General features: G+C 55.5%; 14 protein-coding genes, 1 tRNA gene, 2 rRNA genes and 1 pseudogene. 3 read left to right on the top strand and 15 right to left on the bottom strand.

Annotation, left to right across the window (positions count from 1 at the left end; translation table 11 throughout):
• The 5 genes from V1471_RS18515 to V1471_RS18495 all read right to left on the bottom strand — a co-directional run bounded on the left by V1471_RS18515 (position 1) and on the right by V1471_RS18495 (position 7,123).
• Positions 1-2,325: a sulfatase-like hydrolase/transferase gene (locus tag V1471_RS18515; protein ID WP_434290737.1), complete on the bottom strand. Its 2,325-nt coding sequence runs from the start codon at positions 2,323-2,325 to the stop codon at positions 1-3.
• A complete protein-coding gene (locus tag V1471_RS18510) occupies positions 2,315-3,046 on the bottom strand; it encodes a hypothetical protein (RefSeq protein ID WP_434290735.1) in 732 nt (243 codons plus the stop codon). The genes V1471_RS18515 and V1471_RS18510 overlap by 11 nt, the downstream gene beginning before the upstream one ends.
• On the bottom strand, positions 3,046-4,428 hold the full coding sequence (locus tag V1471_RS18505) for a hypothetical protein (protein WP_434290733.1): 1,383 nt from the start codon (positions 4,426-4,428) through the stop codon (positions 3,046-3,048). The genes V1471_RS18510 and V1471_RS18505 overlap by 1 nt, the downstream gene beginning before the upstream one ends.
• Before the next feature lie 82 nt (positions 4,429-4,510).
• Entirely contained in the window at positions 4,511-6,304 is a 1,794-nt protein-coding gene (locus V1471_RS18500) for a glycosyltransferase family 2 protein (protein WP_434290731.1), read from the bottom strand.
• 9 nt (positions 6,305-6,313) lie between these two features.
• Positions 6,314-7,123, bottom strand: coding sequence for a hypothetical protein (locus V1471_RS18495; RefSeq protein WP_434290729.1), 810 nt, complete (start codon positions 7,121-7,123; stop codon positions 6,314-6,316).
• Between the two features lie 234 nt (positions 7,124-7,357).
• Here V1471_RS18495 and V1471_RS18490 point away from each other — a divergent pair, with 234 nt between their 5' ends.
• Entirely contained in the window at positions 7,358-8,467 is a 1,110-nt protein-coding gene (locus V1471_RS18490; RefSeq protein WP_434290728.1) for a glycosyltransferase 61 family protein, read from the top strand.
• Between the two features lie 292 nt (positions 8,468-8,759).
• Here V1471_RS18490 and V1471_RS18485 read toward each other — a convergent pair whose 3' ends face one another.
• Positions 8,760-11,990 carry a DEAD/DEAH box helicase gene (locus V1471_RS18485; protein ID WP_434290726.1) on the bottom strand — a complete coding sequence of 1,077 codons (3,231 nt, stop codon included), beginning with the start codon at positions 11,988-11,990 and terminating at the stop codon, positions 8,760-8,762.
• Positions 11,983-12,846: a hypothetical protein gene (locus tag V1471_RS18480; RefSeq protein ID WP_434290724.1), complete on the bottom strand. Its 864-nt coding sequence runs from the start codon at positions 12,844-12,846 to the stop codon at positions 11,983-11,985. Before V1471_RS18480 ends, V1471_RS18485 begins: the two co-directional genes overlap by 8 nt.
• Positions 12,847-13,407: 561 nt before the next feature.
• Between V1471_RS18480 and V1471_RS18475 the strand changes: the two genes are divergently transcribed.
• Complete coding sequence (locus tag V1471_RS18475; RefSeq protein WP_434290722.1) at positions 13,408-14,724, top strand: PD-(D/E)XK nuclease family protein; 1,317 nt, start codon at positions 13,408-13,410, stop codon at positions 14,722-14,724.
• A gap of 321 nt (positions 14,725-15,045) precedes the next feature.
• Here the strand turns inward: V1471_RS18475 and tnpC are convergent, their stop codons facing one another.
• On the bottom strand, positions 15,046-16,779 hold the full coding sequence (tnpC, locus tag V1471_RS18470; protein WP_434290721.1) for an IS66 family transposase: 1,734 nt from the start codon (positions 16,777-16,779) through the stop codon (positions 15,046-15,048).
• 539 nt (positions 16,780-17,318) lie between these two features.
• On the opposite strand from tnpC, the gene V1471_RS18465 reads away from it, so the two are divergent.
• Complete coding sequence (locus tag V1471_RS18465; RefSeq protein ID WP_434290719.1) at positions 17,319-17,774, top strand: helix-turn-helix domain-containing protein; 456 nt, start codon at positions 17,319-17,321, stop codon at positions 17,772-17,774.
• A 595-nt stretch (positions 17,775-18,369) separates the two neighbouring features.
• Here the strand turns inward: V1471_RS18465 and V1471_RS18460 are convergent.
• The 7 genes and pseudogenes from V1471_RS18460 to V1471_RS18430 all read right to left on the bottom strand — a co-directional run.
• Positions 18,370-18,540, bottom strand: a pseudogene (locus tag V1471_RS18460) (IS3 family transposase); the annotation flags it as partial.
• A 9-nt stretch (positions 18,541-18,549) separates the two neighbouring features.
• Positions 18,550-19,032: a hypothetical protein gene (locus tag V1471_RS18455; RefSeq protein ID WP_434290717.1), complete on the bottom strand. Its 483-nt coding sequence runs from the start codon at positions 19,030-19,032 to the stop codon at positions 18,550-18,552.
• A complete protein-coding gene (gene tnpB, locus V1471_RS18450) occupies positions 19,029-19,424 on the bottom strand; it encodes an IS66 family insertion sequence element accessory protein TnpB (RefSeq protein WP_434290715.1) in 396 nt (131 codons plus the stop codon). The genes V1471_RS18455 and tnpB overlap by 4 nt, the downstream gene beginning before the upstream one ends.
• Before the next feature lie 4 nt (positions 19,425-19,428).
• Positions 19,429-19,836, bottom strand: a complete 408-nt coding sequence (locus V1471_RS18445) for a hypothetical protein (protein WP_434290713.1) — start codon at positions 19,834-19,836, stop codon at positions 19,429-19,431.
• A gap of 326 nt (positions 19,837-20,162) precedes the next feature.
• Positions 20,163-20,239, bottom strand: a tRNA-Met gene (locus V1471_RS18440).
• Positions 20,240-20,294: 55 nt separating this feature from the next.
• A 5S ribosomal RNA gene (gene rrf / locus V1471_RS18435) occupies positions 20,295-20,409 on the bottom strand.
• An 88-nt stretch (positions 20,410-20,497) separates the two neighbouring features.
• Positions 20,498-23,335: ribosomal RNA gene (locus V1471_RS18430) — 23S ribosomal RNA — on the bottom strand.
• Positions 23,336-23,671: the final 336 nt, after the last annotated feature.

Here is a 23,671-nt window from a genome sequence, read left to right as displayed (position 1 = left end):
TCAGCGCCCCTTGTCCCTGTTGCTTTGCACAGTCCCGGTGACGGCCTCGACATCCATCACTCTCTCAAGGATCACAACAGACGCCCCGAGACGGATCTGAACCTCCCCGCCGATCACACCGATCTCCGGCCCCCCCGGCCAATCGGTCAGATCAATCGTCACCCCCGGATGCCAGTCGGTGATCCGGCTCAGCCCGCCATAGGCGATGACATAGGTGGTCTTTCCCGGCCCGCCGGTGAGCGTGTTCTCCCCGGTACCGACGCGGATCGTGTCGTCGCCCTCTTCCGAAATCACCCGGTTGCGCCCCGGCCCTGTGTCGATCTCCGAAGACCCCGGCCCGTCGGTGATCAGATCGTTGCCATGACCGCCGAAGATCGTGTTGTGGCCTTCGTTGCCGTGAATCTCATCGTCGCCCGTGCCGCCATCCAAATGGTCGTGCCCGCCGCCGCCCCAGAGGTAATCGTTGCCCGCGCCGCCAAAGAAGCGGTTGCGGTCCTTGCGCCGTTTCGAGCGCGCGATCAGCCGGTCGTTCCCCGCCCCGCCATGGAATTCCGCACCCGCGTATTTCGGCCCGATCATCACATCGTCGCCCAGCGAGCCCTGCACCTCGATCGTCACCCGCTCCGAGGTTTCAAACTCGATCGGGCTGTCGGGATGGGCCACGATGCGCAGACGTTTGCCATCGCGCGAGCCATCCGCATTGGCTTTTTCATTGCGCGACACCACCGTGGCGATGCGGATTTTCTCGATGTTGGCGGGCGCATGCAAAACATAATCGTCTGGCCCCGCCATATACCAAAGCGTGTCCGTGCCGCCGTCCTTGTCCTCAACGATCTTCTCGGCGTCCGAGCCATAGGCCCAGTAATCGTTGTCGCCCCGCCCCCCGGCCATCACCACCGTGCCATCGACCGCCATCATCGCATTCACGCCATCGGCAGGGTTTTCATAGCCGCGCAGGTCCAGCCCGAGGTTCAGCGCACCTTTGACAAGCTCCTCGCGCAGCCGCTCCAGAGGTGCCGTCTCGGCAAGGTTCGTGGTCTCGCCCGGATCGGCCACCACGTCGTAAACGTGCTCCTCGCCATTCGGGTAGCGGAAATAGCGATACTGGCTCAGCCCCTCGACCGAAGGCCGCACAGAGAGCGTGCCGAACACGCAGGTGATCGGCGATTTCGAAGTGTCGAACGTGCCAAAGCTCTCATGGATCAGCGGCAAAAGGCTCTGCCCCGACACCCAATCGGGCCGATAAGGCAACCCCGCCAGATCCATGATCGTTTTCGGCACATTGTGCAGCGACACCGGCAGCGTGACCTCCGTCCCCGCCTCCATCCGCGGCGACCAGATGCAAAGCGGCACATGGGCCGCACTGTCCCATTGGCTCATCTTGTGAAAACTGTCGTGATTGCCGAGGTTGAACCCGTTGTCCGACAGCAAAAGCACCGTCGTCTTGTCGCCGATCTCCGAGGCCTCCAGCGCATCTAGGAACCGCCCGATCTCGTGGTCCACATGCGAACAGGCCGCGAAATAGGCCCGCACCACCTGCCGCCAGCCCTCGTCCCCCGCCCGCTCCGGCGTCCATTGCCCGTTGACGATATAGGCCAGCTCATAAACCGCCATGCCCGGCTGCGGCCCGTGATAATCCGCCTCGGCAGCAATCTCCGGCCAAGTGATCTTGTCGACATCATACATCTGATAAAACCGGTCTGGCGTCACCAGATTGTAATGCGGATGCTTGAACCCGAGCTGGATCAGATGCCGCCGCTCCGGGTCGATTTTCGCCAGATGGTCGATGGCATTCTGTGCCACCCAATAATCGAAAAACTTATCGTCCTGCGAACCGTCGTCATTCGGGTGATTGACCCCCGCAACCCCCGGCCCCTTGCCGTCGAGGTAATCCTTGACGCCCTTGCGTCCACCCTTGTCATTGGCCTCCACGTCGTGATGGAACAACAGGCGTTTGTACTCTTCCGGCATGGCCTTGTAATTGCCGTCGGTCTTGCCGGTGGTGAAAGTCTCGAACCCCGCGCGGCGCAGATCGTATTGCCACGCCGCCGTCGGCGGCAAGAGATCGCGCCAGAGCCGGTTCAGGTCGACAAGCCCGGTGCGAAACGGCGAAAGCCCCGTCGCCAGTTCGGCGCGACAGGGCGCACAAAGCGGCACGGTGGCATAGGCATTCGCGAACCGCGCGCCTCTGGCCATCAGCCGGTCGATATTGGGCGTCTTGATCTCGATCCCGAAAGCGTTGCGCCATGTGAAAATGTCGATCATGTCATCGATCCAGATGACACAAAGATTGTCTCCCCGGACGCTCTCGCGATCAAAGCCCATAGGCCGCCTCCTTTTGCCAAAGCGCCGTCAGCTTGCCATAGGTCTCACCCGCAAACACATCCTCGCCCGGCCAGATCCAAAGCCGCGCGATCTGCGCCTCGCCCAGCGTTTTTTTGATCCCCGCCCGGTCGCTGCGACAGCCGATGAACAGGTCATGAAACCCGGCCTCCAGCCCCGAAGGCACGGCCAGCCCGCCGGGCGTCTCGCCATTGACCGCCAATTTCATCTTGCCGCCCTCAACCGAGGCACAGACCAGCGTGAAACGCCCCTCCGAGTGCGCCGTCGGTCGGGTCAGCCCCGCCACGCCGTCGCGGAATTTCAGCTCCACCGCCCCGTCGGCTTCCGAGAGGAAAAGATAATTGCGCCCCTCGCGCGGGTTCAGCGTCATCAGCGTACTGGCCCGCCCCATCGGAGAGGCAAACATCACCGCCACACTGAACCGGGGCGCCTGAAGCGCCAGTTCTTCAAGGACAAATCCGCAATTCACCCCGTCACGCAACCGCAAGACGGGCTGGGCGCCGAGGTTTTCCTGACGCGCATGGCCCTCATTCGGGGAGGCCGGGCGCGCAAGCCGCATCCCTGAGAGATCGCGCCAACCGGTCACAGCCTCCGCCGCGAAGACCAACCCCGTCGCATCGAACACGATGCCGCCGGGATTTTCCGAAGCGCCCGGATCGGGCAGCAACGCGCCTTGGGGCAGGTCCATATCGACATAGAGCATCAGCCATGCACCTCAAGTCGGGCGGGCAAGGCCCAGCGTTTCACATCGGGCGCAAGCGGAGACGTCCAACTGTCACGCAAGGCACCGGGACCGTCCCAGGCGTAGCTCAGCATCAGCCCCTTGCGCGGGGCGTTTTCCGCCAGTTCGATCAACACATCACGCGGCTCGTCTGCATCCACCATGACCGAAGCAATCGCAATCGCACCCTCCGGCCCCTCGATCCGCAGCCCGCAATCGACAACGCCAAACGGAGTGTCGGCCTCCAGCACCAGAGGCGCCGCCGCGTCCGTGCGCAACCGGATCGCGCGCTTGCCCTCCCATTCGGCCAACAAGATCCTCGGACAATGCCATCCCCGCCCGGCTTCGATCTCCATCAACGCCGCCGCCTCCGTGCGGGCGCGCAGGCGCATCGCCGCTTCGGTCGGACGCAGCGCCTCGTCCAGCTCAAGCGCATAGCTCGGAAGCGTAAAGACCGGCCCCATCTCGCCGCCATAAACCGCCAGCTCCCATTGCGCCCCCCGCCGGTCGCGCCCCGGCGCGGAGGCTGTGGTGTCGAACACCATCAGCGCCGGAACGGGCCGCAGGTCGATGGCCCACAAAGCCTTGGCGAGCCGTTCCAAAAGCGCGCGCATCGCAGGCGCAAACTCGGCCTCCGGCGTCAGAATGTCTTCGAGCGCGAAATCGACGCTCAGCGCGGCAAGCTTTGCGGGTTTGTTCAGGGTCCCCGCCAGCGCCTTGAGATTGGCGGCGGCGCGCATCAGATTGTCGAAGGCCTTGCCCGATGCCAGATCGGCCAGAGAGGCCGCGCGGTCGGTCTCGCAACGTGCAAGGATCAGGGGCAGCCCCCGCCCCGAAGCCTGCCGCAGCCGCAGCATGTCCTCGGCCAAAAGCGCGTCCTGCGTCTGTTCGCGCAGGCCCTCGGCGCGGTGCGTTTCGGGCGCGTCCTCGATCCCGGCCATGCCGACCGCGCCGATGTCATCCTCGGGCGCCACGATATGATAGGGATAGGCCCCGGCCCCCGGAATGGCGCCCGCGCGCCGCGCGCCGCCAAGGCTCAACACGCCCAGAACCGGCCCCGGCGTTTCCGCCAGAATGGCTCCGCCTGCCAAGGCCCGTCGATAGCCGCGCGGCCCCGGCATGCCCGGAAGATTGGCCTCGAAGAACAGCCACTCTCCCAGCGCGCGCAGGTTCCACGCATCGAGATCGCCCAGCAGCTCGGCATCCAACGCCGCGAAAAGGCGCTGGCGCAGATCGGCCACCACCTGATCGGACAGGTTCAGGATCAGCCCGCTGTCGTCATAGCGGATGACATCGCCGTTGCGCGCCCGCAAAAGCACCCGCCCGTCACCCGTTTGCTCGATACGTCTTTCGTCGGAAGACATTGCCTGCCCTTGCTGAACCCTGTTTCAAAGATAGTCCGGAATGTGCCGCCCTGTCACGCGGCCCTGTCTCGACCGCCCTGCATCATGTTCGGCTCCGATCGAAAATCAGCATGCCGCGATCCTGCCAGTCCTCGTTGAGCGCGAACCCGAGCCCTTCAAGCACGTCCTGATAAGCCTCCTGCGGCGCATCCTCACAAAACAGCTCCATCGGCAGGATGATCCGGCGCAAACGGTCGAGCTTCATGTTCACAAGCACGCCCGGCGTCACATCCCGGTCGCAAAGCCGCAAGACGGAGGGGCGGAAATCCTTGGCATAGGCCAGAAAGCCGCTCGCCTCATCGGCCCCATCCGTGGCGAAAACGAGCGGCCCGTCGGTGACCCGTAACCGCGAGCTGTCCATCAGACCGTTGCGCCGTGCCAAGCCTTCGGTCACCCGCGCGATGTCGGGGCGGCTGTGCTGGGCCATGGTGACGAGATCGGGGACGGTCTTGAGCGCCTGAAGCACCACGACCCCCGCCTCGCCGCCGATGTTGAGCAACCGATCCCCGGCCTGCAACTGCGCGGTGATGAACCGCATGTGACGACGCGCGTATTTGCCCTCCGTGATCTGGTCGAGCGCATCGGGTCCGAACACGGCGGCATCGGCCGGGATCATGATGTCATGATTGGCGACCACGTCGATATGCGGATTGTCCTGCAATTTCACCTTCGGCGGCAGGAAATCGTCATGCCAGCCATCGGCCACCGGGTTGCGGCGCTCTTCTTTGGGTTTGTCGGAGGTGGTCTTTTCGACCTCGCTCATGAGCGCAGCGATCTTGGCCGGATCGCGGGCCTGCGGCGGTTTCGCGACGACCTTGTTGATCGGCACCTTGCCTGCCTCGATCAGCCCGCGCTTCATCTCGGCATAGGCTTCGGTCTGTTTGTACTCGTTGAGCCGCGCCTCAACCCGGTCGAGGGCCGCGAAATGGAGCCGGTTCAGAACCGGGTCTTTCAAAAGCTCAGCCATGATCTCCGCCCGGCGTTTCGCATGGCGCAAAATGGAGTCGTCTTTCACCTCGTTGCGGTCCTGAAGCGCCCAGTAATCCGCGTTATACTTGTCTTTCTTGTTGTTCACGTTGCCGCGGAACTTGCGGATCGCATAGGCGTCGATGCCCTTGACCGCATAGTGGTTCATCTGCGCCCAGTCATAGCCCAGCGTGCGCCGGATCGAGCGCCAGCCGCGGAACTTGAAATAATCCTCCATCGGCGCGCCGGAACCGTTGAGCCAATGCACCGTGTCGGGATAGCCGTCCCTGAGATGTTTGGTCTTCATCTTCGGGCGGTGAATGCCGAGCTTCCAATATTCCGGGTCGAATTTGAACAGCGTCTTAACGCCCCAGCCCTTGTTCCACAAAGGCGGCGCGGCATAGAGGTATTGCTCGGTCACAGGATCGCGCGACCAGTCCTCGACATAGCCCGACCCGAAAATGCGCCATGTGATGACGATGCCATTGGCCCCCTTCTCTTCCGCCTCGCTCAGCATGCCGTCAAGCGTGCCGTCGCCATGCTTGATGCAGAGAAACTCATCCGCATCGAACACCAACACCCAATCCGCCGCCCCCACCAGCGGCTCGTCCTGCGCATAGTTGAGCGCGGAGGGCTGCGGCTTGATGCCTTCGGGGATGTCATTGCGCCGGTGATAGCCCAGTCCCAGCTCTTCGAGCCGGATCAGCATGTCGTCGGTGCCGTCGCTGCAATCGTTGGTGTAGACCAGAATATCGGTGAAGCCGACCGCCATATGATGAGCGAACCACTCCAGAAGATAGGGCGCTTCGTCCTTCATCATCGACACGGCCATCACCGTGCCATGCGGGCTGACATGTTTTTTCAGGTCCATGCCGCGCGCTTACTCCAGCGCCAGAGACGGGTCGATCCCCACTTCCTTGCACATGCGATCCGCATAGGAATTCTCCAGCGGCACGTTCTTGCGCCACCACGGTTTGGTGCCGTTGGTGTAGAGATGCACGCTCACCGTGTTCTCGGTGAACCAGCCTTCGACGCGCCCGTAGGGATCGTAGAAAATATCGTTGAGCTGGAACGGCACCGGGTAGAGCACATCGTTGTTCATCGCGCGTTCGATGTCGCCGGTTTGTTGCGCGAAATAGGTGAAGGCCTGCGGCCCGAAGGCGGTACGCTCGGTTTTATAGATCCGAACCGGCAGCGGGATCGACGGGTCGAGCTTGTCCATCTTGCGGCGCTGGTTCTTGTTCCACCAGGCCGGGTAATCCGGCAGGTTGTCGTAATAATCCAGCAGCCGGTCCATCAGCTCGCCCTTTTGCGGAATGCCGACCACACCACAGTTCAGCGCCCCCCGCATGCCGTGACCCGCGTAGATATGCTCCCATTCGTCCGGAAAGGGCTTGTGACAAAACGCATCGCAATCGATCCAGATCGCGCCGGTCTTTTGGATCATCTTGTAGCGGAACACATTCGACAGGAAGGAGGCGGAGGTGTTCTCCACCACGCTCATGTCGATGTCCATGATCTCGGTGGCGGGACGGATTTCCACCCCTTCGGGCGCGTTCGTCACCTCATCGGTGCAATAGAGCGTCGTCGGATGGCCATGCCGCAGATGCGACTTGAGACACAGCTGATTGAGATATTGCAGCTTGTCGCCGATCCACAGGGAGGCGACGGGACGACGGTTCAGTTCCATGATGATACTCTCTGCCCTGGTTGACCATATGAACGGGGTCTCTGCCCTTTTCCTGCGGAGCTTATCCCAAGCGCCCCGGCCTGTCTATCGCCGCGCAGCGGCCACTCAGGGGGAAAATCGCGAGAAATCATGCGAAACCCGGTGCTTGTCCCCCGCCCCCGCCGCAACTCGATTGCGCCCAAGGCGATCTGTGCTAGTCTCCCGCCAAAGGCAAAATGTGACGAGATCCCGCCCGTGTTCAATCCCCAGACTCCGCTGACCGATGACATCGTGACACTCGAAAACGCGCTCATCGTGCCTTGGGGCGAAGGACGCAAGCGCGGCATTTCCCGGCCCGCCGGGGTCTATGATGCACAGGGGGTCTATCAGCCGCTCAGTCAGTGTTTCCGCAACACTTCCGCCGCCACCACCACCGAGCCGAAAGGCCCGATCCCCGAGGCTGAAGAGGAACTCAAGGGCACATGGCTGTTCGGCGGGCTGCTGTATCAGCATTTCGGTCACGCGCTTCTGGAATCCACCGCGCGGCTCTGGGTCCGCAGCGTGATGCCGGAGGTCGAAAACGTCGCCTTCCTGATGAAGAAACAGGTGAACCGCCCGCGTCGTTTCACCGACCCGATGACGCCGATGATCGACATGTTCGCCGGTGGCATCGGCCAGATCGCCGGGATCAAGGGCCCGACCCGCGTCGAGCGCCTCGTGCTTGCGCCGCAGGGCTTCGGCACCGGCGACATGATCGCCGGAAGCCCGGAATTCCGCGCCCATATCCACAAGGTGCTCGCCGATCGCGTCAAACCCGAAGGGCCGGAAAAGATCTACATCTCGCGCACCGAACTTTATTCGAAGCGCGGTCGCTATTTTGCCGAGGACCGGATCGAAGCGCTGCTGAAGGCCGAAGGCTATCACATCTACCATCCGCAGACCCACGACCTCGAAGCGCAGGCGGCACAATATGCCGCCGCCCATACGATCATCTCGAGCGACAATTCCGCGCTGCACATGGCAGCCTTCTTCGCCCGCCCCGACAGCCGTCTGGCGATCATCCAGCGCCGCCCCGCCGATGTGCTCGACGACTACCTGACGCAATACCGATGGTTCGCCAAGATGCAGGTCAAGGTGATCGATGCGCTCAATGGCCGCTATTACCAGTTTGACGGCGCGGGGCAATCGAACGAGCTTTACGCGGAACTGGACTTTCCCAGGCTTGGGCGCGCGCTCGCGGAGAGCGGATATATCTCTGACGCGACGGGTTGGATCGCCCCTGACGCGGAGGTGATCGAGGAGGAACGGAAGAGTCTGAGCGAGAAACTCGGCATCGATATCCGGCTTGCGGAGTTCTCGCGCTAAAGCCTCCTGCACGGCACTTTCCGGACCGTCCTCGCCGCCCGGCCGAGCAGCTGCGGCGTCAGTTCGACAACGCTGACGTTGTAGGGAGGAAACGTAAGCGTTACAAAGAGCCCCCAAAACAGTCTATTCCACGCTCCACCGCAATACCCTATATTGGCGTACGCCAATACGGAGAAGGAAAATTAGCCTGCTTACGGCCCTTTGCAGACCTTCGCGCAAGCTGGCAAGCCGCGCCGCAGCAACCGCCGAAGCGGGCGTTCGCGTCTACTCTCCCGATGCACATCAGCCCTTCTTAGAGACTGAAATTGCTTGGAGCAATTGATTGCTGTTGCCACAACAAGTGCGCCTGAACTCGCCCCAATGCATCTTTGTTATCACGGGCAAAGAATAGCTTGTCCGTTGTATCAAACCCAAGTCGAAGCGCCGTACTCATCACCTCGACAACTTGCTGGTTCAGGTCTTCCTGCTCATCAAAGGGATCGAGTTCCTTCACGACATGTGCAACTAAGCCCAGTACAAAGGAATACCCTCTGGGGATCACCGCACTCGCGAGAGCTCGAGCTCTAGGACAAGTCCTTTTGGTAATCGCTGGGGAGCTTGGCTCTCCGCCCAAAACTCTGTCGATCTCGGATAGTGGCGCCCCTGCTATCCAGCTTAGAATGCCAGGAAGAATGTGACGTAAGACAGCTTCGTCCAGAGGATCGGTTTGGGTCTTGCCTGCCGCAGAAAGTATCCCGGCCTTAGTGTCTCCGAGTAGCTCATTGCAAGCCTCTTTGTCCTCAATCAACCACTCTGTCATCCACGAAATCCATGCGGGTATGTCTATCGGCAACTTTCCTTTTGCCGCAAAGATGCGATCCCGAAGCCTGAGCATAATTTCTGACGACAGACCACTTTGCGAGGCAAGGATAGCCGTAGCTTCATCAAGCCCCCCTGCATGATGTTCTTCTACGGCCTTCGTAAAAGTCGCCAGCTTAGCTTCAAACTCTTCGACTTCAGACTTGCTTTGAGCAATATGGGCAGCGAGTGATTTCTTGAGATCAAAAAGTCGATCTGGGATGGCCTCTGGGTTGCCTGCCGATAAGTTCGCAAAACGATTAATCGTGTATTTGACTTGCGGGTCAGAGATTTCACCAATGTTCACTCGGTCTAACACAGTTTGAAGGGGATCCGCGATGGTGACGCAATGATCATCTTCAGGTAGAACCGCTTTGAGCTTCTCGACTGTTCGGCTAGAGAGATTATTCTTCTGTTCGAATTTGATGATCGGCTCCGGAATAAGTAGCACCAACCCATTAGCCAAATGCCCGGCGCGCCCCGCGCGCGCAGCCGCGTTTAGAATTTCATGGGCTTCAAGACTTTCGCGCCTACCTTGTGCGCTGGCGCGTTTGTCTCCGGCAAGTATTGCAAAATGAGCAGGCAGGTTCAGACCTTGCGCCAGCGTAGGCGTGGCCACGATGACCCTGGCACCATTTGATCGCTTGAACATCCTTTCAGCGAGATCTCGTTCCAGTCTCAGCATTGCAGAGTTATGGGGCACGGCCATAGCGGGGCCTGGTAGCAATGAGTGCCTTAGTCCTCCAAGTTCGAGTTTAAGCGCTATCCAATGCAAATCTTCTTTTTCGGTGGGATCAATTCTCTCATCGAGTATATCCGATATTTCACCAGCCACTTTGACTGCATCATTCTTGGTGTTCACAAAAACAATTGTTTTCAGCCCTTTTGAGGCTGCAACGGATGCAATTTGCGAGGCCACGCTATTTGCGTTGGGCGTTAGCCACACCGAAGGGCCATCCTCAAGGTTTCCTGCTAAATTGACCTTGCCGCTCAGCAACGGCGTAGTCGAACAAAATGCCTTCTGCCCCGAGAGCCAGTTGTGCTGAAGTCCCCAGATGGCGTAGGGCTGGGCCAACAGTGCCTCTTTCGCTACTTTTCTGAGATTCTTAGCAGTTTTATCACATCTTTGATCTTCCTGCTGTTGTTTCAATACAGAGTTTGCTTTGGCTGTTTCCAATTCGGCTGAATCATAGATCACGACGCCGCGTGCCTGACGACTTGGTTTCCATATTAGGTCAACGTCTACAGCTTTCCTGCCTGTCAGTTGCTTGAGCCAACCGGCAAGTTCCCTGCCGTTCTTGACCATAGCGGAGAGGAAAAGGATATCGGCTTCGGGAGCAACATGGTTGAATCCCAGAACGCAGAGCATTCCATCAAGCGCGCGCCTGATCTTACCCGACTCCGGGCTCAATAGATGACATTCATCGAACACAAGGAGGCCAACATCCTTGAACGCTTCTTGAGCAAAGGACAGCATGGCAAGGCAGCGTTCGGGCGTCATCACCTCGACGTCCTGAAATATCGCATCTTCTTGGAGGAGTAGATCGAAATCACTGGATACGACCGAACCGAGCAAGTCTTTCGGAAACATCTCCTGCAGGTCTTCGGTCAGTTGCTCCACGAGTGCATGAGTGGGGGCGAGGAAAACGACTTTTTTGCCCCGCGCGAGAACGCCGGCAATCTTTAGTGAAGACACTGTCGTCTTGCCCGCTCCTGTAGGTAGAACAACGACACCTGAAACTCCTGTCTCATGAAAGTCCTGCTGTACCGCCTGCCTATGGTTAGGCCACATATAGGGGAACTTCTTACTTCGAAAGTGAAGCCATCCATTCCAGTCGTTTTCATCCGCGCCAGAGGGTGGAGGGATATTCATTAGACTGGCAGATGAAATGCCGTCTGTTGCCGCTAGTAGCAAAGAGGCCAGATGGTGAGTGCCCGCATAAACAATATCCATCTGCCCATATGTTGTCGCAAATGGTTGCTTTCCAGCCGATAGTTCTATCACGCGCTCAAAAGCTAATCTCGGACTCTCGTAGCGATCTGCAATAACGCCTGGCGCGGGTTCTCTTATAAAATTCGCGGCGAATAGCTCAATGCCTGTGGCAATGGTCTCCATCAGCGCCGCTAAGGCTCTTTCTTCGAGAGACTCGATAACGCGCGGCCTACGCCATCTTTCAGACCTACCGAGGATGTCATGTAAACGGCCTTTTCCCAGATCAGCGATATGCTCGGTCAGGATCGTCGCTTCGTAGAGTTGGCCTTCTAAGCTAGGGCGCATTGCTGCGGTGGCTTCATTCGCATCGGCAAACTGCTCAGACAACATGAACAAGAGAACTGCCGAGAGAGCCGGATCAAGGCGATCCTTGTCAATGTTTGGTAAATTACCTGTGGCACGAGGCTGTTCCTGTTCAATACGGGAGAGAATTTGTTGGGCAGTTGCCGCGACAAAGGCTGCAGCGCGGGCGGCCTGGGGCTCAGCCTGAAGAACCGCCGTGAGTTCGTAGGTGTCGGCGATCCTTTGAAGTGGCCAATTGCCGCTATCTTCGACAGCGGCTTCAATCCCACCGAGTCTGTAGGACGCGAGGTTCGCGTAGTGGAAGGTCAGAAGCGCGGGCAAGTTTTGTGGGTCAAGACCAGGCAACTCAGGAGCAGAGCGCAGGAGCGCTGCGGTTTGAGCATCAAACATTGGAGCTTTCTCCGTCCTCAAGGCTATCCAGATATTGGATAGCCTTATCTGCCAAACCTCCAATCCACTCACGCATTTTGTCCGAAGTGATGAAGGATGCACCGATGCGCTGTTCGGGTGCGATATGTTCGATGCGGTTATAATCAGCGAAAAGCTTCTGGCGCTCTTCCAGTGTGTCGAAGTTTGAGGGCAGAGAGAAAGCCGCTCTGTATTTCCGCTTGGCTTTATCGGTGACGGCGGCACTAAGGCGAGCTGCGTCCGAGTACTTCAGTCCAGACGTTTTTAGCAAGGTAGCTGCTGCATCTATAATTTCGGCGCTCCGCATATTCGCGTGGCGATCCTTGAAAGCCGGAATAACCTTGCCAAGAAATGTTGAGCGCGGATCATCAGTACATTTATCTTCGAAAACCGTGGTGCTCTGCACCTCATCCTTGTCCACATTGAGCTGCAGCATCAATCCGTCAAGCCCTTGTGAGGTCGCACTTAAATGAGGATCTTTCAACAGAGCGCCTTCACCGTGCATAGTCTTGGCAGCTATCCACGAAATGACCTCGAAGACAAAGCCATCTCGTTGCCACTTCGGATATCCCTTTCGAGGCTTTGACGCGGATTCCTCGACCGTCAGTCTTATTTTGGCTTCTTGCCTCAGCGTTTGCATGGAGAAAGCTGGTACGGGTGACACCAGCTCTTCAAGAATGTATGCCGCTTGAGAAGCTTGTCCCATAGCAACGATGGCAACCAGGACAGCGAGTTCGGCGTCGTTTGCGGTGGTCCAGCGCTCTCCGATACAATCTTCGTCAATCGGGCACGTTTCGCAGACAAGTGGGCCCGAAAGTCCTAGTTCGTCAATTTCCATAGATGTACTGCTGCTTCCATTTTCAATAATACGTCGCTCAAATATCGGTCGGGTCGTTGCTCTAGCACCGAGTATGCGCTCGCCTTTCAGTTGATAGTTTCATCACAATACTTGGCAAGAGTTTTCTGGTTTTGCATACGCCAAACGGCAAATGATCGGTTCCCGCTTCGGGCCCTGAAGCACACAAGCTGCAGCATAGCTGACGCTTATAGCCCGCTTTCACCGTTGGCTCATGGCATTTCCCGTCTGCGGAGAGAGTCCAGATTCCACCCTTCTGCGTCTGTCACGCAGGGTTTCACCCTGACGGAATGTCTGCTTCCTTATCGAGACAAGGGCACGGGTGCACATGCTGCGAACGGCACCTGTCCGCCCTTCATGCCAAAGCGTCGCAAGCGGTCGCAGAAAGCACATGCTGTGCGGGAAGAAAACTCCGCGCGCTTTGCTGTTGCTCCCCCATTGCAACCGGTTACGATCGAAGCAGGGTTTGAGGCGCAACTAGATTGAGCTTCAGTAGCGGCTCTGAAGTTTACCCCAATAGAAACATAGTTTTGAGATTTTCCAATGAATGCAGTTCCGTCTTCACAGACCACCCCGACCTTGGATGACCTAGAAAGCTTATTCGTCAATAACCGGGGCCTCGACGAGATCCGGGCACACCTTTCCAAATTCAATCCGATAAAGACCATGGGAATGGCAAGAATGGAAATCCGCCATTCTGCCATTCTCGCTTGGCTTCTCAATCCTCAAGAAACGCACGGTCTTGGGGATAAGTTTTTGAAAGCTTTTATCTCGGAGGCGCTACGGGGCCATCACGCGGCCATGCAGCCATCAGCCCTGAAGGTATCCCAGGCCGACATGACGGATACGGAGGTGCGGCGCGAGTGGAGGCATATTGACATTCTACTTATGAGCCCAACAAACAAATGGGTCTTCGTGATCGAGAACAAGTTCGATAGCGGACAACACTCCAACCAGCTGACGCGCTATCTGGAATTGGTCCGATCGACCTTCGGTGAAAACGACTTCTCCCATATTCGAGGCATCTTTTTGTCACTATGGGACGAAGAGCCCGACGACGGGAGATATGCCCCTATTCAGTATGGATCAATTTGCGAGATATTGGAGCAGCAAGCGGTGTCGGGACGACACCCTCTGACTGCCGAAGTAGAAACATTTATAAAGCATTATCTGGAAGTGATAAGGGAAGCTGCCGGCATGAGTGAAAAACAGAAAGAATTGGAGCAGCTTGCTAGGCAGCTTTACCGCGATCATCGACGCGTTCTGGATTTTATTATTGAACACGGGAAGGCGACAGACTTCTCGTTCGCCTGTGACTTGGTCTTTGGAGAAGGACTGGAATACGGAGACATAGCAGAGGTCGAAAAGAAGGGGTTTGCTTTCTATCACTCAGATGCGAGCCATTTTAGTTTCCTCCCCCAAAGCTGGTACGAAGCACTTGGTGAAGATGAATTTTATTGGCACGGCTGTGAAAATTGGTGGATGGGGCTTCCCGTCATAATGTGGGTACAGTTGACGGTTGATGCGGACGGCACATCGGGAAAAATTAGACTGATCGCCGAAGTTGGTCCCATTAGCGATCACGACTTCCGTCGTGATTTGATTAACGCTATCCAGAATATTTCTAAGAAAAACAGCAAGCTGCGTATTGGCTTTCAAAGAGGGGCAGCCGATGAAGGTCGTCGATACTCCAAGATGTTCAAGAAAAACTTCTTCAACGTGGATGACGTCCAGGATCAGGATAAGATTGCAAACACGATCAAAAAGGCCCTGCAAAATTTCAGGCCGGAGATTGACGCAATCGCGGCTGTGCTGCCGGAATTCGCATCACATGGTAAAGATGAGCCGAGCGAAGAATGACAAAGATCCACGTGTCCGTTTTCTACCCGGCGAATTGCAGATTCACCAAACCCAACAATAGTGGCAGGCGCACAACGTAGGAGAGCACCTGCGAAAGCTTGGAGAGAGACACTGACGCTGCAGGTGATTAGGTTCGCTATGTTGCGCACTGCTGCCGTTCGTGCTCAACGCAGCGAATGTCCACTTCCCGGGCATATTGTTGAAAAACTCTGTGTTGAGCGGTTGCGGACAGATTTACTGAATATTCGTCTACAAAGCAGTGTTTCTCAACCTGCAGTTCATACGGGAGAAAGGGCGGCAGTTTTGCCGCCCTCAAAAGATTTAGCGTTTGATCCAAAACTCAGGTGGAGCGTTCCATGGCAGTAGTTTCTCATATTCAGAGCGTGGAAGTTTCATCGCGATCTGGTCGAAGACCCATTTCAAATAGGGCTCTGCATTCACACCATTGAGCTTACAGGTCTCAATGATCGAGCTGTGAATTCCCCATGCCTCTGCGCCCTCGTCACTTCCAAGAAAATGCACATTTTTTCTCAAAAGGATGGTCGGCTTGAACATGCGTTCGACCGCATTGGTGTCGAGGTCGATCCGTCCATCATCGACAAATCGTGTCAGATCACCCCATTGCCTCAGCACATAGCGGATCGCTTGCCCCATCTTGTTCTTCGAAAGATGGCGGTCAGCATGCGCAATCAAGAATGCTTTTAAGCGATCCAGAATGGGAACCGAGAATTGTCGCCGATGCGTCGCGCGGATCAGGGGCGGCTTGCCCCGGATTTTCGCTTCCTCTTCATAGAGCTCGGCAATAATTTGAATGACCGTTTTTGCGTCTGGCGTTTTGTTGAACTCGTATTCGTCTGTGAAATTTCGTCGGGCATGGGCCCAACATTTGACTGGTGTGATATGTTCCACGGGCGTTCCCGGTCGGCCAAGGCGACCGTATCCAGCATAGGAATCGGACTGTAGAATGGCCGAGACCCCGCTCAAAATGTCATGAATATGGTGCATCGCCCGAGTGTCCCTCGGATAATAGATCACCACGGGCGGTTTATTTCCAGCGAATGACCGGTCGTCACGCAGAAGAGCGTAGAGGTAGCTGGTTTTTGTTTGCCCTTCGCCGGGTTGAAGCATCGGCAAGGTGGTCTCATCCATGAACAGCCTTTCGCTGTTCGTTTTGAGTTCCCGTTCCATCAATTGGTAAATTGGCAAGAGCGCCTCATTTGCCAGACGGTTTGTCCATCGCATCAGGGTGCTACGGGACAATTCGATGCCTTTCGACAGAAAGATGTTCTCCTGGCGGTTCCAAGGTAGTTGCCACCCGAAACGCATCGTGATCGAGTTGGCCATGAGCGCGTTGCTCATCGTGGTTTTGGGAAACACACGCGGTTCAAAGGTCGTTCCTACGATTTTGTCATGCAGACGACACCGGTACTTGGGATACTGTCGCACCGCCACGTAGTACTGCGCGGGGATCACCTCCAGCGTTTCATTTTCTTCAATATCCATAATGCCCCCGCCGCATCCGCAAGGGCACTTCTTGTCCTTGGTGCCCATGAATATCGGTCGCTTTTTAATGTGCTCCGGCCAGACTCTTGCACCTCGACCGCTTGTATTTCTCGGCTTCGTCTCTTTTGCTTCAGGTTGCCCTGCAGTCGCTCCGTCGGAGCCTCTTCCATTTTCACTACCAGACTTATTCGCGGCATCATCCGTTTTCTGATCATCCGCGCTCTGGCTTCGGTCATCAGTGGCTTTGTTTGGATTATGGTCAGCTTTCGCGCCGAATTGCGTCTTGTTCAGTTTTGCTATCTGGCGTTTTAGACGCGTAATTTCTGTTTTCATCAGTTTATTCAGCATATTTGCTTTCAGAGCCTCGTCTCGGAGGATTTCATTCTCCGAAATCACTTCACTCCAAAGTGCGCGCAAACGCTGAACCAGCGCCGCACCATCAAGGTCACGGGCTGCCAGAATGTCATTTTCTAACTGTTCAATTGTATCGAACACGTCCTGTGGCACGGCAAAGAACCGTGCCCTCCATCCCAGAAATGAAGCAAAGCGCATTCGGTCATGCCCGCCGAATTGCGGGCATGTGACTTGACTTTTGATGCTGCGAAGGAGATGAATAGGGTATCGTGCTAAAGCGATTTTAGAGCTCGGACGGACTGCAATCCTCCGAGCTCAACCTTTTTCAACGACCTTCTCGTTGCCGTCATCTGCTGTTGCGCATTAATGTTTCATCGCGATTTCCTTTCATCGTGCCCAGAAGTGTAAGAAGCACGTATCATACAATTTTCAACGTACCTCTCCCACGCACCAACGGGGATCTTTGGATTTCTTTTGCCGGGGGAAGTGAAAAGGTGATCCAGCGCACCAGACTTGATCAAATGCCGGATATTTGAGACAGGCACGCCAACGCGGTCGGCGAGTTCCGCAGGTGTTTCCAACGGTTTGACGACGTGTTCAGGCTTACTGAATGACATCAGTTCACGTCCTTCCATTTTTGTTCATTTCTGTCTCAAGTTGCGCATAGTGGCTGCGTGCTATATCTATTGGCTACAGCGTGACTACATGTGTGTCAATTTCTGACGAGGATTAATGAGATGCGGCAGGCGTTTCATGATAATTTACTGGCGAAACGGATTGCCCAGGTGCGCCAATCCAACGGGCTCTCCCAAGAGGAATTCGCACGCGCGCTCGGCATTAGTCGCAGCGGTTATCAGTTTTACGAACGCAATGAGCGTGAAATACCATTCACCGTCATCAAAAGATGTGCCGACATATTTGAAATTGATCTGTTATGGCTCGCGTATGACGACGGCGAGGAACGGGTGCTCGAACGAGACAATAAACTCTTTGATCGTCTCGATGAAATATATGAATTTATTGACGACTGGGTTCGAGAGAATGGCCGCAGAATAAGTCGGGAAAATAGAGTTAGACTCGCGAGGCACCTGTATGCCGCATATTGGCGAAAATACGGAGACTTGCGGACAATCAAGTTCGCGCCACGACAGGAAATGAACAATGTGATCGAAATGGTGTCATACGCAGCATGACGAAGACGCCCGAACAAAATCTGCCTTTTTTGCGAGATCTCCTGCGGCAACGGGCAAGGGAGCTATTACTCAGTGCTTCAAGAATATTGACGCGTTTCAATTATTCCGTGAGTTCACGGAGAGTTCACCAGAGCCAAGCCAATGCAATCCCCATGTTCTTTCCTGTGAGAATTGCGGTAGTCGGCAACATCTCAAGAAAAAATACTGTGAATGTGGCTATTATCTGGAAGGACAGCTCAACAACCATTATTGGCAATGGAAACAGACTAGGAAACGCCAATATGAGCAGTGTTCAAGGCGTCAAAGAATACTATCTGTTCTGACACTTTTGTTCGGTGTCCTGCTGGCCTCTCTGTTTATTTTGCCGATCACTGTTCAGTGGGCATTTACACTGTCTGCGACGCACTTCGAAACCGTCTATTCTCTTGTATATGTCGCTTGCATGGGGTCGTTGATCGGCTCGTCAGCGCTTGGGCGCGCAGCTAAAAAATCTATTCAAGCGATAGGGTATCTGACTCGGGAAAAATTTCTGTACGAAGAATTTGAAGCGCGGCTAGGATAAAATCGTTCTAACCTCTCCTTCATATTTGGTCCTCTAGGTGTTCGGTCCCGGCATTTGATGGATTGGATTTAACCTGACCCGATTTGGCTCACTTGTCCACTGTTTGCAGATGAACTCGTATGGCGTGAGCCCCTTAAGCGTCTTCACTCTTCGCCCGAAGTTATAGGCGTCGATAAAGTCGGCGAGATGCTTTTTGAGTTGGGCAAATGCTCGCTATTTCTCGGTGATCAATCCAAACATATTAGCAGGAATCAAAACGAAACGACGCCTTTTTTCATCGACGATGGCGATTGGCTCTTGGTCATAGGCAGCCATGAGCGCGTCGATGTTCTCTCGAAATTGCTCCTCGGTAATTTCGACGAGGCTTGGTGGCTCTGACACTCGGAGCGCATTGCAAATCATCTCGCGCACGAGCTCTTCCGTCGTCATACCCCGGTTCGCTGCCAAGCTCTTGAGCAATAGCAAAACCTCGTCTGGAATATCGTGTATGGTGAGATCGAGCATTTCCAGATCTCCTTGATCTCCTTCATCCCCCCACTTTTCGTCCATAAACGCCTTAAACTCAGCTTCTGTCATATGACCAGAAGCCCCGCTTTCTTCCGTTCTCAATCTTTCCTGCATCCGGTCTTCGAGTGATGAATTCGGTTCCTCAGGTGTGTTACCGCCAGTCGGTGCCTCATCTTCAAACTTTGTCATGGTCGATCCCCTTCGACGGGCAATTTTGTTCTGGAAATATCGGCAGCGACCACAGGGCGTCTGACATGCCGTATCGTGACGCGTTTCCAGTCGATACCTTCGAACAGGGCCTCGAATTGTGCTTTATTCAGGCTGACGACGCCATTTCGCACATTCGGCCAAACAAAGCCCCGGCCCTCGATGCGCTTGTAGACCATCACCAGCCCGGTGCCGTCCCAGACGATGAGCTTGAGACGGTCGGCACGTTTCGAACGAAAAACAAAGATCGCGCCGGAGAAGGGATCGAGTTCGAATTCAGACATCACAATGGCGGCCAGCCCGTCCATTCCCTTGCGAAAATCGACTGGCTCACTGGCGAGATAGATTTTGAAATTGCCTGCCGGAGAAATCATCAGATCACCGCCCCGCCTGTTCGAGGGCACGGACGAGTTTCGCAAGATCATCCACGGGATAGGTCGCTGGCAACGTGAGATCTACGACATCGCCTCTCAGCCGGATCGGCTCTTCTCGCGTTATTTCCTCCGCCAACGGCTCATCGGCATGATCCAACATGACTTCAGCAAAGATCGGCTTCGCTGGGTGCACACCGAAGGTCGCACGGTGCTGCGCGACGTCCGAGCGCCATTTGTAAACGAGCGATTTCGAGACGCGACACTCTTTCGTGACGTCTTCGGTCGTCAGTTCTCCGCTTTCGATCTTCGCCCGAATGTATCGCTTGAAGCTGGGCGGCCAGACACGACGGCCACCGGCATAGACCTCAATCGAGAATCCGTAGTGGTTTCGAATACTGGGTTGTTCTGACATGCTGCGGTCCTCTGGTTCGGAGGAAGGCTATCAGGATGTGATGTCAGGTTTCAGAGGGTAATCTGGGGGTCAGATGCAACGCTTACGAGGAAACGGGGATGTTCGGAACGGTTTGTACTCTTTGGGGAATGTGTAGCGCGGAGTTACAACGCCAAAAGCGCCCGTTGGGGCGCTATAGTGTTGTATATATGCGATATATTTGGTTGCGGGAGTAGGATTTGAACCTACGACGTTCAGGTTATGAGCCTGACGAGGTTCAGACGTTAAGCGATTGATCCTTGGGATCAATAGTCGTCTGGACGGGCATGTTTGGATTTATTCGACCTTGGTTGCGGGAGCAGGATTTGAACCTGCGACCTTCAGGTTATGAGCCTGACGAGCTACCGGGCTGCTCCATCCCGCGTCAGGGTCGAATAGGTGTGAAGCATCGTAAGAGAGATTTATAAGCTGATTATTAGGTTTGGCGGTGACCTACTCTCCCACGTCTTAAGACGCAGTACCATTGGCGCAATCGTGCTTAACTGCCGAGTTCGGGAAGGGATCGGGTGTTTCACTGACGCTGTGACCACCAAACCGAATAATGAGCTTATGTCCAAGTCAAGTAAGTTTTGTGTATGCTTTTGATTTCGTTTGAGTAAGAGCAGTTTTGCTTTTACTGGATCAAATCAAGCCTATCGGGCAATTAGTACTGGTCAACTGAATGCATTGCTGCACTTACATCTCCAGCCTATCGACGTGGTGGTCTTCCACGGCCCTCAGGGATACCTTGTTTTGAGGGGGGCTTCCCGCTTAGATGCCTTCAGCGGTTATCCTTTCCGATCATAGCTACCCTGCACTACCGTTGGCACGATAACAGGTCCACCAGTGGATCGTTCACCCCGGTCCTCTCGTACTAGGGGCAACTCCTCTCAAGTATCCTACACCCACGGCAGATAGGGACCGAACTGTCTCACGACGTTCTAAACCCAGCTCACGTACCTCTTTAAATGGCGAACAGCCATACCCTTGGGACCTGCTCCAGCCCCAGGATGAGATGAGCCGACATCGAGGTGCCAAACACTGCCGTCGATATGGACTCTTGGGCAGTATCAGCCTGTTATCCCCGGCGTACCTTTTATCCGTTGAGCGATGGCCCTTCCACTCGGGACCACCGGATCACTATGGCCGACTTTCGTCTCTGCTCGACTTGTCAGTCTTGCAGTCAGGCTGGCTTCTGCCATTGCACTCAACGAGCGATTTCCGACCGCTCTGAGCCAACCTTCGCGCGCCTCCGTTACTCTTTGGGAGGCGACCGCCCCAGTCAAACTACCCGCCACACAGGGTCCCGGGCCCAGATAATGGGTCGCGGTTAGACATCAAGCAGAACAAGGGTGGTATCTCAAGGAAGGCTCCACAGGGACTGGCGTCCCTGCTTCAAAGCCTACCACCTATCCTGCACATGTTGTGCCTGATGCCAGTGTGAAGCTGTAGTAAAGGTGCACGGGGTCTTTCCGTCTAACCGCGGGAAGCCTGCATCTTGACAGGCAATTCAATTTCGCTGAGTCGATGTTGGAGACAGCGGGGAAGTCGTTACGCCATTCGTGCAGGTCGGAACTTACCCGACAAGGAATTTCGCTACCTTAGGACCGTTATAGTTACGGCCGCCGTTTACCTGGGCTTCAATTCAGAGCTTGCACCCCTCCTTTTAACCTTCAGGCACCGGGCAGGCGTCAGACCCTATACGTCGTCTTGCGACTTCGCAGAGCCCTGTGTTTTTAGTAAACAGTCGCCACCCCCTGGTTTGTGCCCCCAGCCAATACTTGCGTAGAAACTGGGCCTCCTTCTCGCGAACTTACGGAGGTATTTTGCCGAGTTCCTTCAACATCGTTCTCTCAAGCGCCTTGGTATTCTCTACCAGTCCACCTGTGTCGGTTTAGGGTACGATCTAATGAGAGGCTATTTCCAGGGACCGCTCAGCCGCCCATTCAATCCGATAAGGATGAACGACCTTTGCGATCCGTCACTTCTCTCTGGCCCAGGAATATTAACCTGGTTCCCATCGACTACGCCTTTCGGCCTCGCCTTAGGGGTCGGCTTACCCTGCTCAGATTAGCTTTAAGCAGGAACCCTTGGACTTTCGGCGACAGGGTCTCTCACCCTGTTTGTCGCTACTCATGTCATCATTCTCACTGGTGATCTCTCCACGGGATCGCTCACGCGCCCGCTTCACAGAAAGCTTCGAGCCTCCAATGAACTGTCTTCGAAGAAGATCAGTACTAAGGAGGCATGAAGCTATATCACACCACGCTCTGCTACCATGCCTTACGGCATCCTCGGCTTCGGCTCATGGCTTGAGCCCCGTTACATCTTCGCCGCAGGACAACTTATCTAGACCAGTGAGCTGTTACGCTATCTTTAAAGGATGGCTGCTTCTAAGCCAACCTCCTGGTTGTTTTGGTCGTCCCACCTGCTTTCCCACTTAGCCATGAATTAGGGGCCTTAGCCGGAGGTCAGGGTTGTTTCCCTCTTCACTACGGGCGTTAGCACCCGCAGTGTGTCTGCCATCTAGTACTCCCGGGTATTCGGAGTTTGGTTAGGATCAGTAAGCCTGTGGGGCCCCATTACCCATCCAGTGCTCTACCCCCCGGGGTATTCGGATGACGCTCTACCTAAATAGATTTCGCAGAGAACCAGCTATCTCCGAGTTTGATTGGCCTTTCACCCCTAGGCACAACTCATCCCGACCTTTTTCAACAGGTGTGGGTTCGGACCTCCAGTAAGTGTTACCTTACCTTCATCCTGGTCATGCCTAGATCACTCGGTTTCGGGTCTGATCCCACGAACTCATGCGCCCTATTAAGACTCGCTTTCGCTGCGCCTACACCTAACGGCTTAAGCTTGCTCGTAAGACCAAGTCGATGACCCATTATACAAAAGGTACGCCGTCAGGACTCGAGGTCCCTCCGACTGCTTGTAGGCGTCCGGTTTCAGAAACTGTTTCACTCCCCTCGTCGGGGTGCTTTTCACCTTTCCCTCACGGTACTGGTTCGCTATCGGTCAGTAAGGAGTACTTAGCCTTCGGGGGTGGTCCCCCGATCTTCAGACAGAATTTCACGTGTTCCGCCCTACTTAATACGTCACTCAAAGCTTCCTGTACGGGGCTGTCACCCGCTATGGCCAGACTTTCCAATCTGTTCCAGTCACTCATCGTGCTCGGCTGGTTCCCGTTCGCTCGCCGCTACTAGGGAAGTCTCTATTGATGTCCTTTCCTCCGGGTACTTAGATGTTTCAGTTCCCCGGGTTTGCTCTTAAAACCCTATGTGTTCAGGTTAAAAGTACCTGTTTCAGCAAGATATAAGCAGCCTAAGCTATTATATCGAACTGTCAGGTGGGTTCCCCCATTCGGAAATCCATGGATCAAAGCCTATTCTCGGCTCCCCATAGCTTATCGCAGAGTATCACGTCCTTCATCGCCTCTTACTGCCAAGGCATCCACCAAACGCCCTTCTCGCGCTTGATTTGATCCAGAAAGAGCAAAACTTACGTCTTACGAGAGCTGCAGCTGGTAAGAGCAACTCTATACTTTCAGGACCAAAAGCATACTTTCCCGCTTCCGATCTTGTATGGGATCGGAAACGCGCTGCAATTCCGTAGAACCGCAACTTGGTTAGTTTACTTGACTTGGGCAACATCATCTTTTCAGCCGCGATACGCACTGAGACCGGGAATGTGGTCTGTCATGCGCCTTCCTTGCGGAAGCGACCGAGATCAACCCTCACTTGGGCGATCAACGATGTTGCATTTAATCTCTCTATACGATGTCAATTGTCGTCTAAGATTAGACGAGCAAACACTG

Origin of the sequence: Celeribacter sp. SCSIO 80788, from assembly GCF_051054295.1 — a bacterium.
GTDB lineage: Bacteria > Pseudomonadota > Alphaproteobacteria > Rhodobacterales > Rhodobacteraceae > Celeribacter.
The sequence above is the reverse complement of the archived record's forward strand: the minus strand, read 5'-3'. Positions and strand labels throughout refer to the sequence as shown.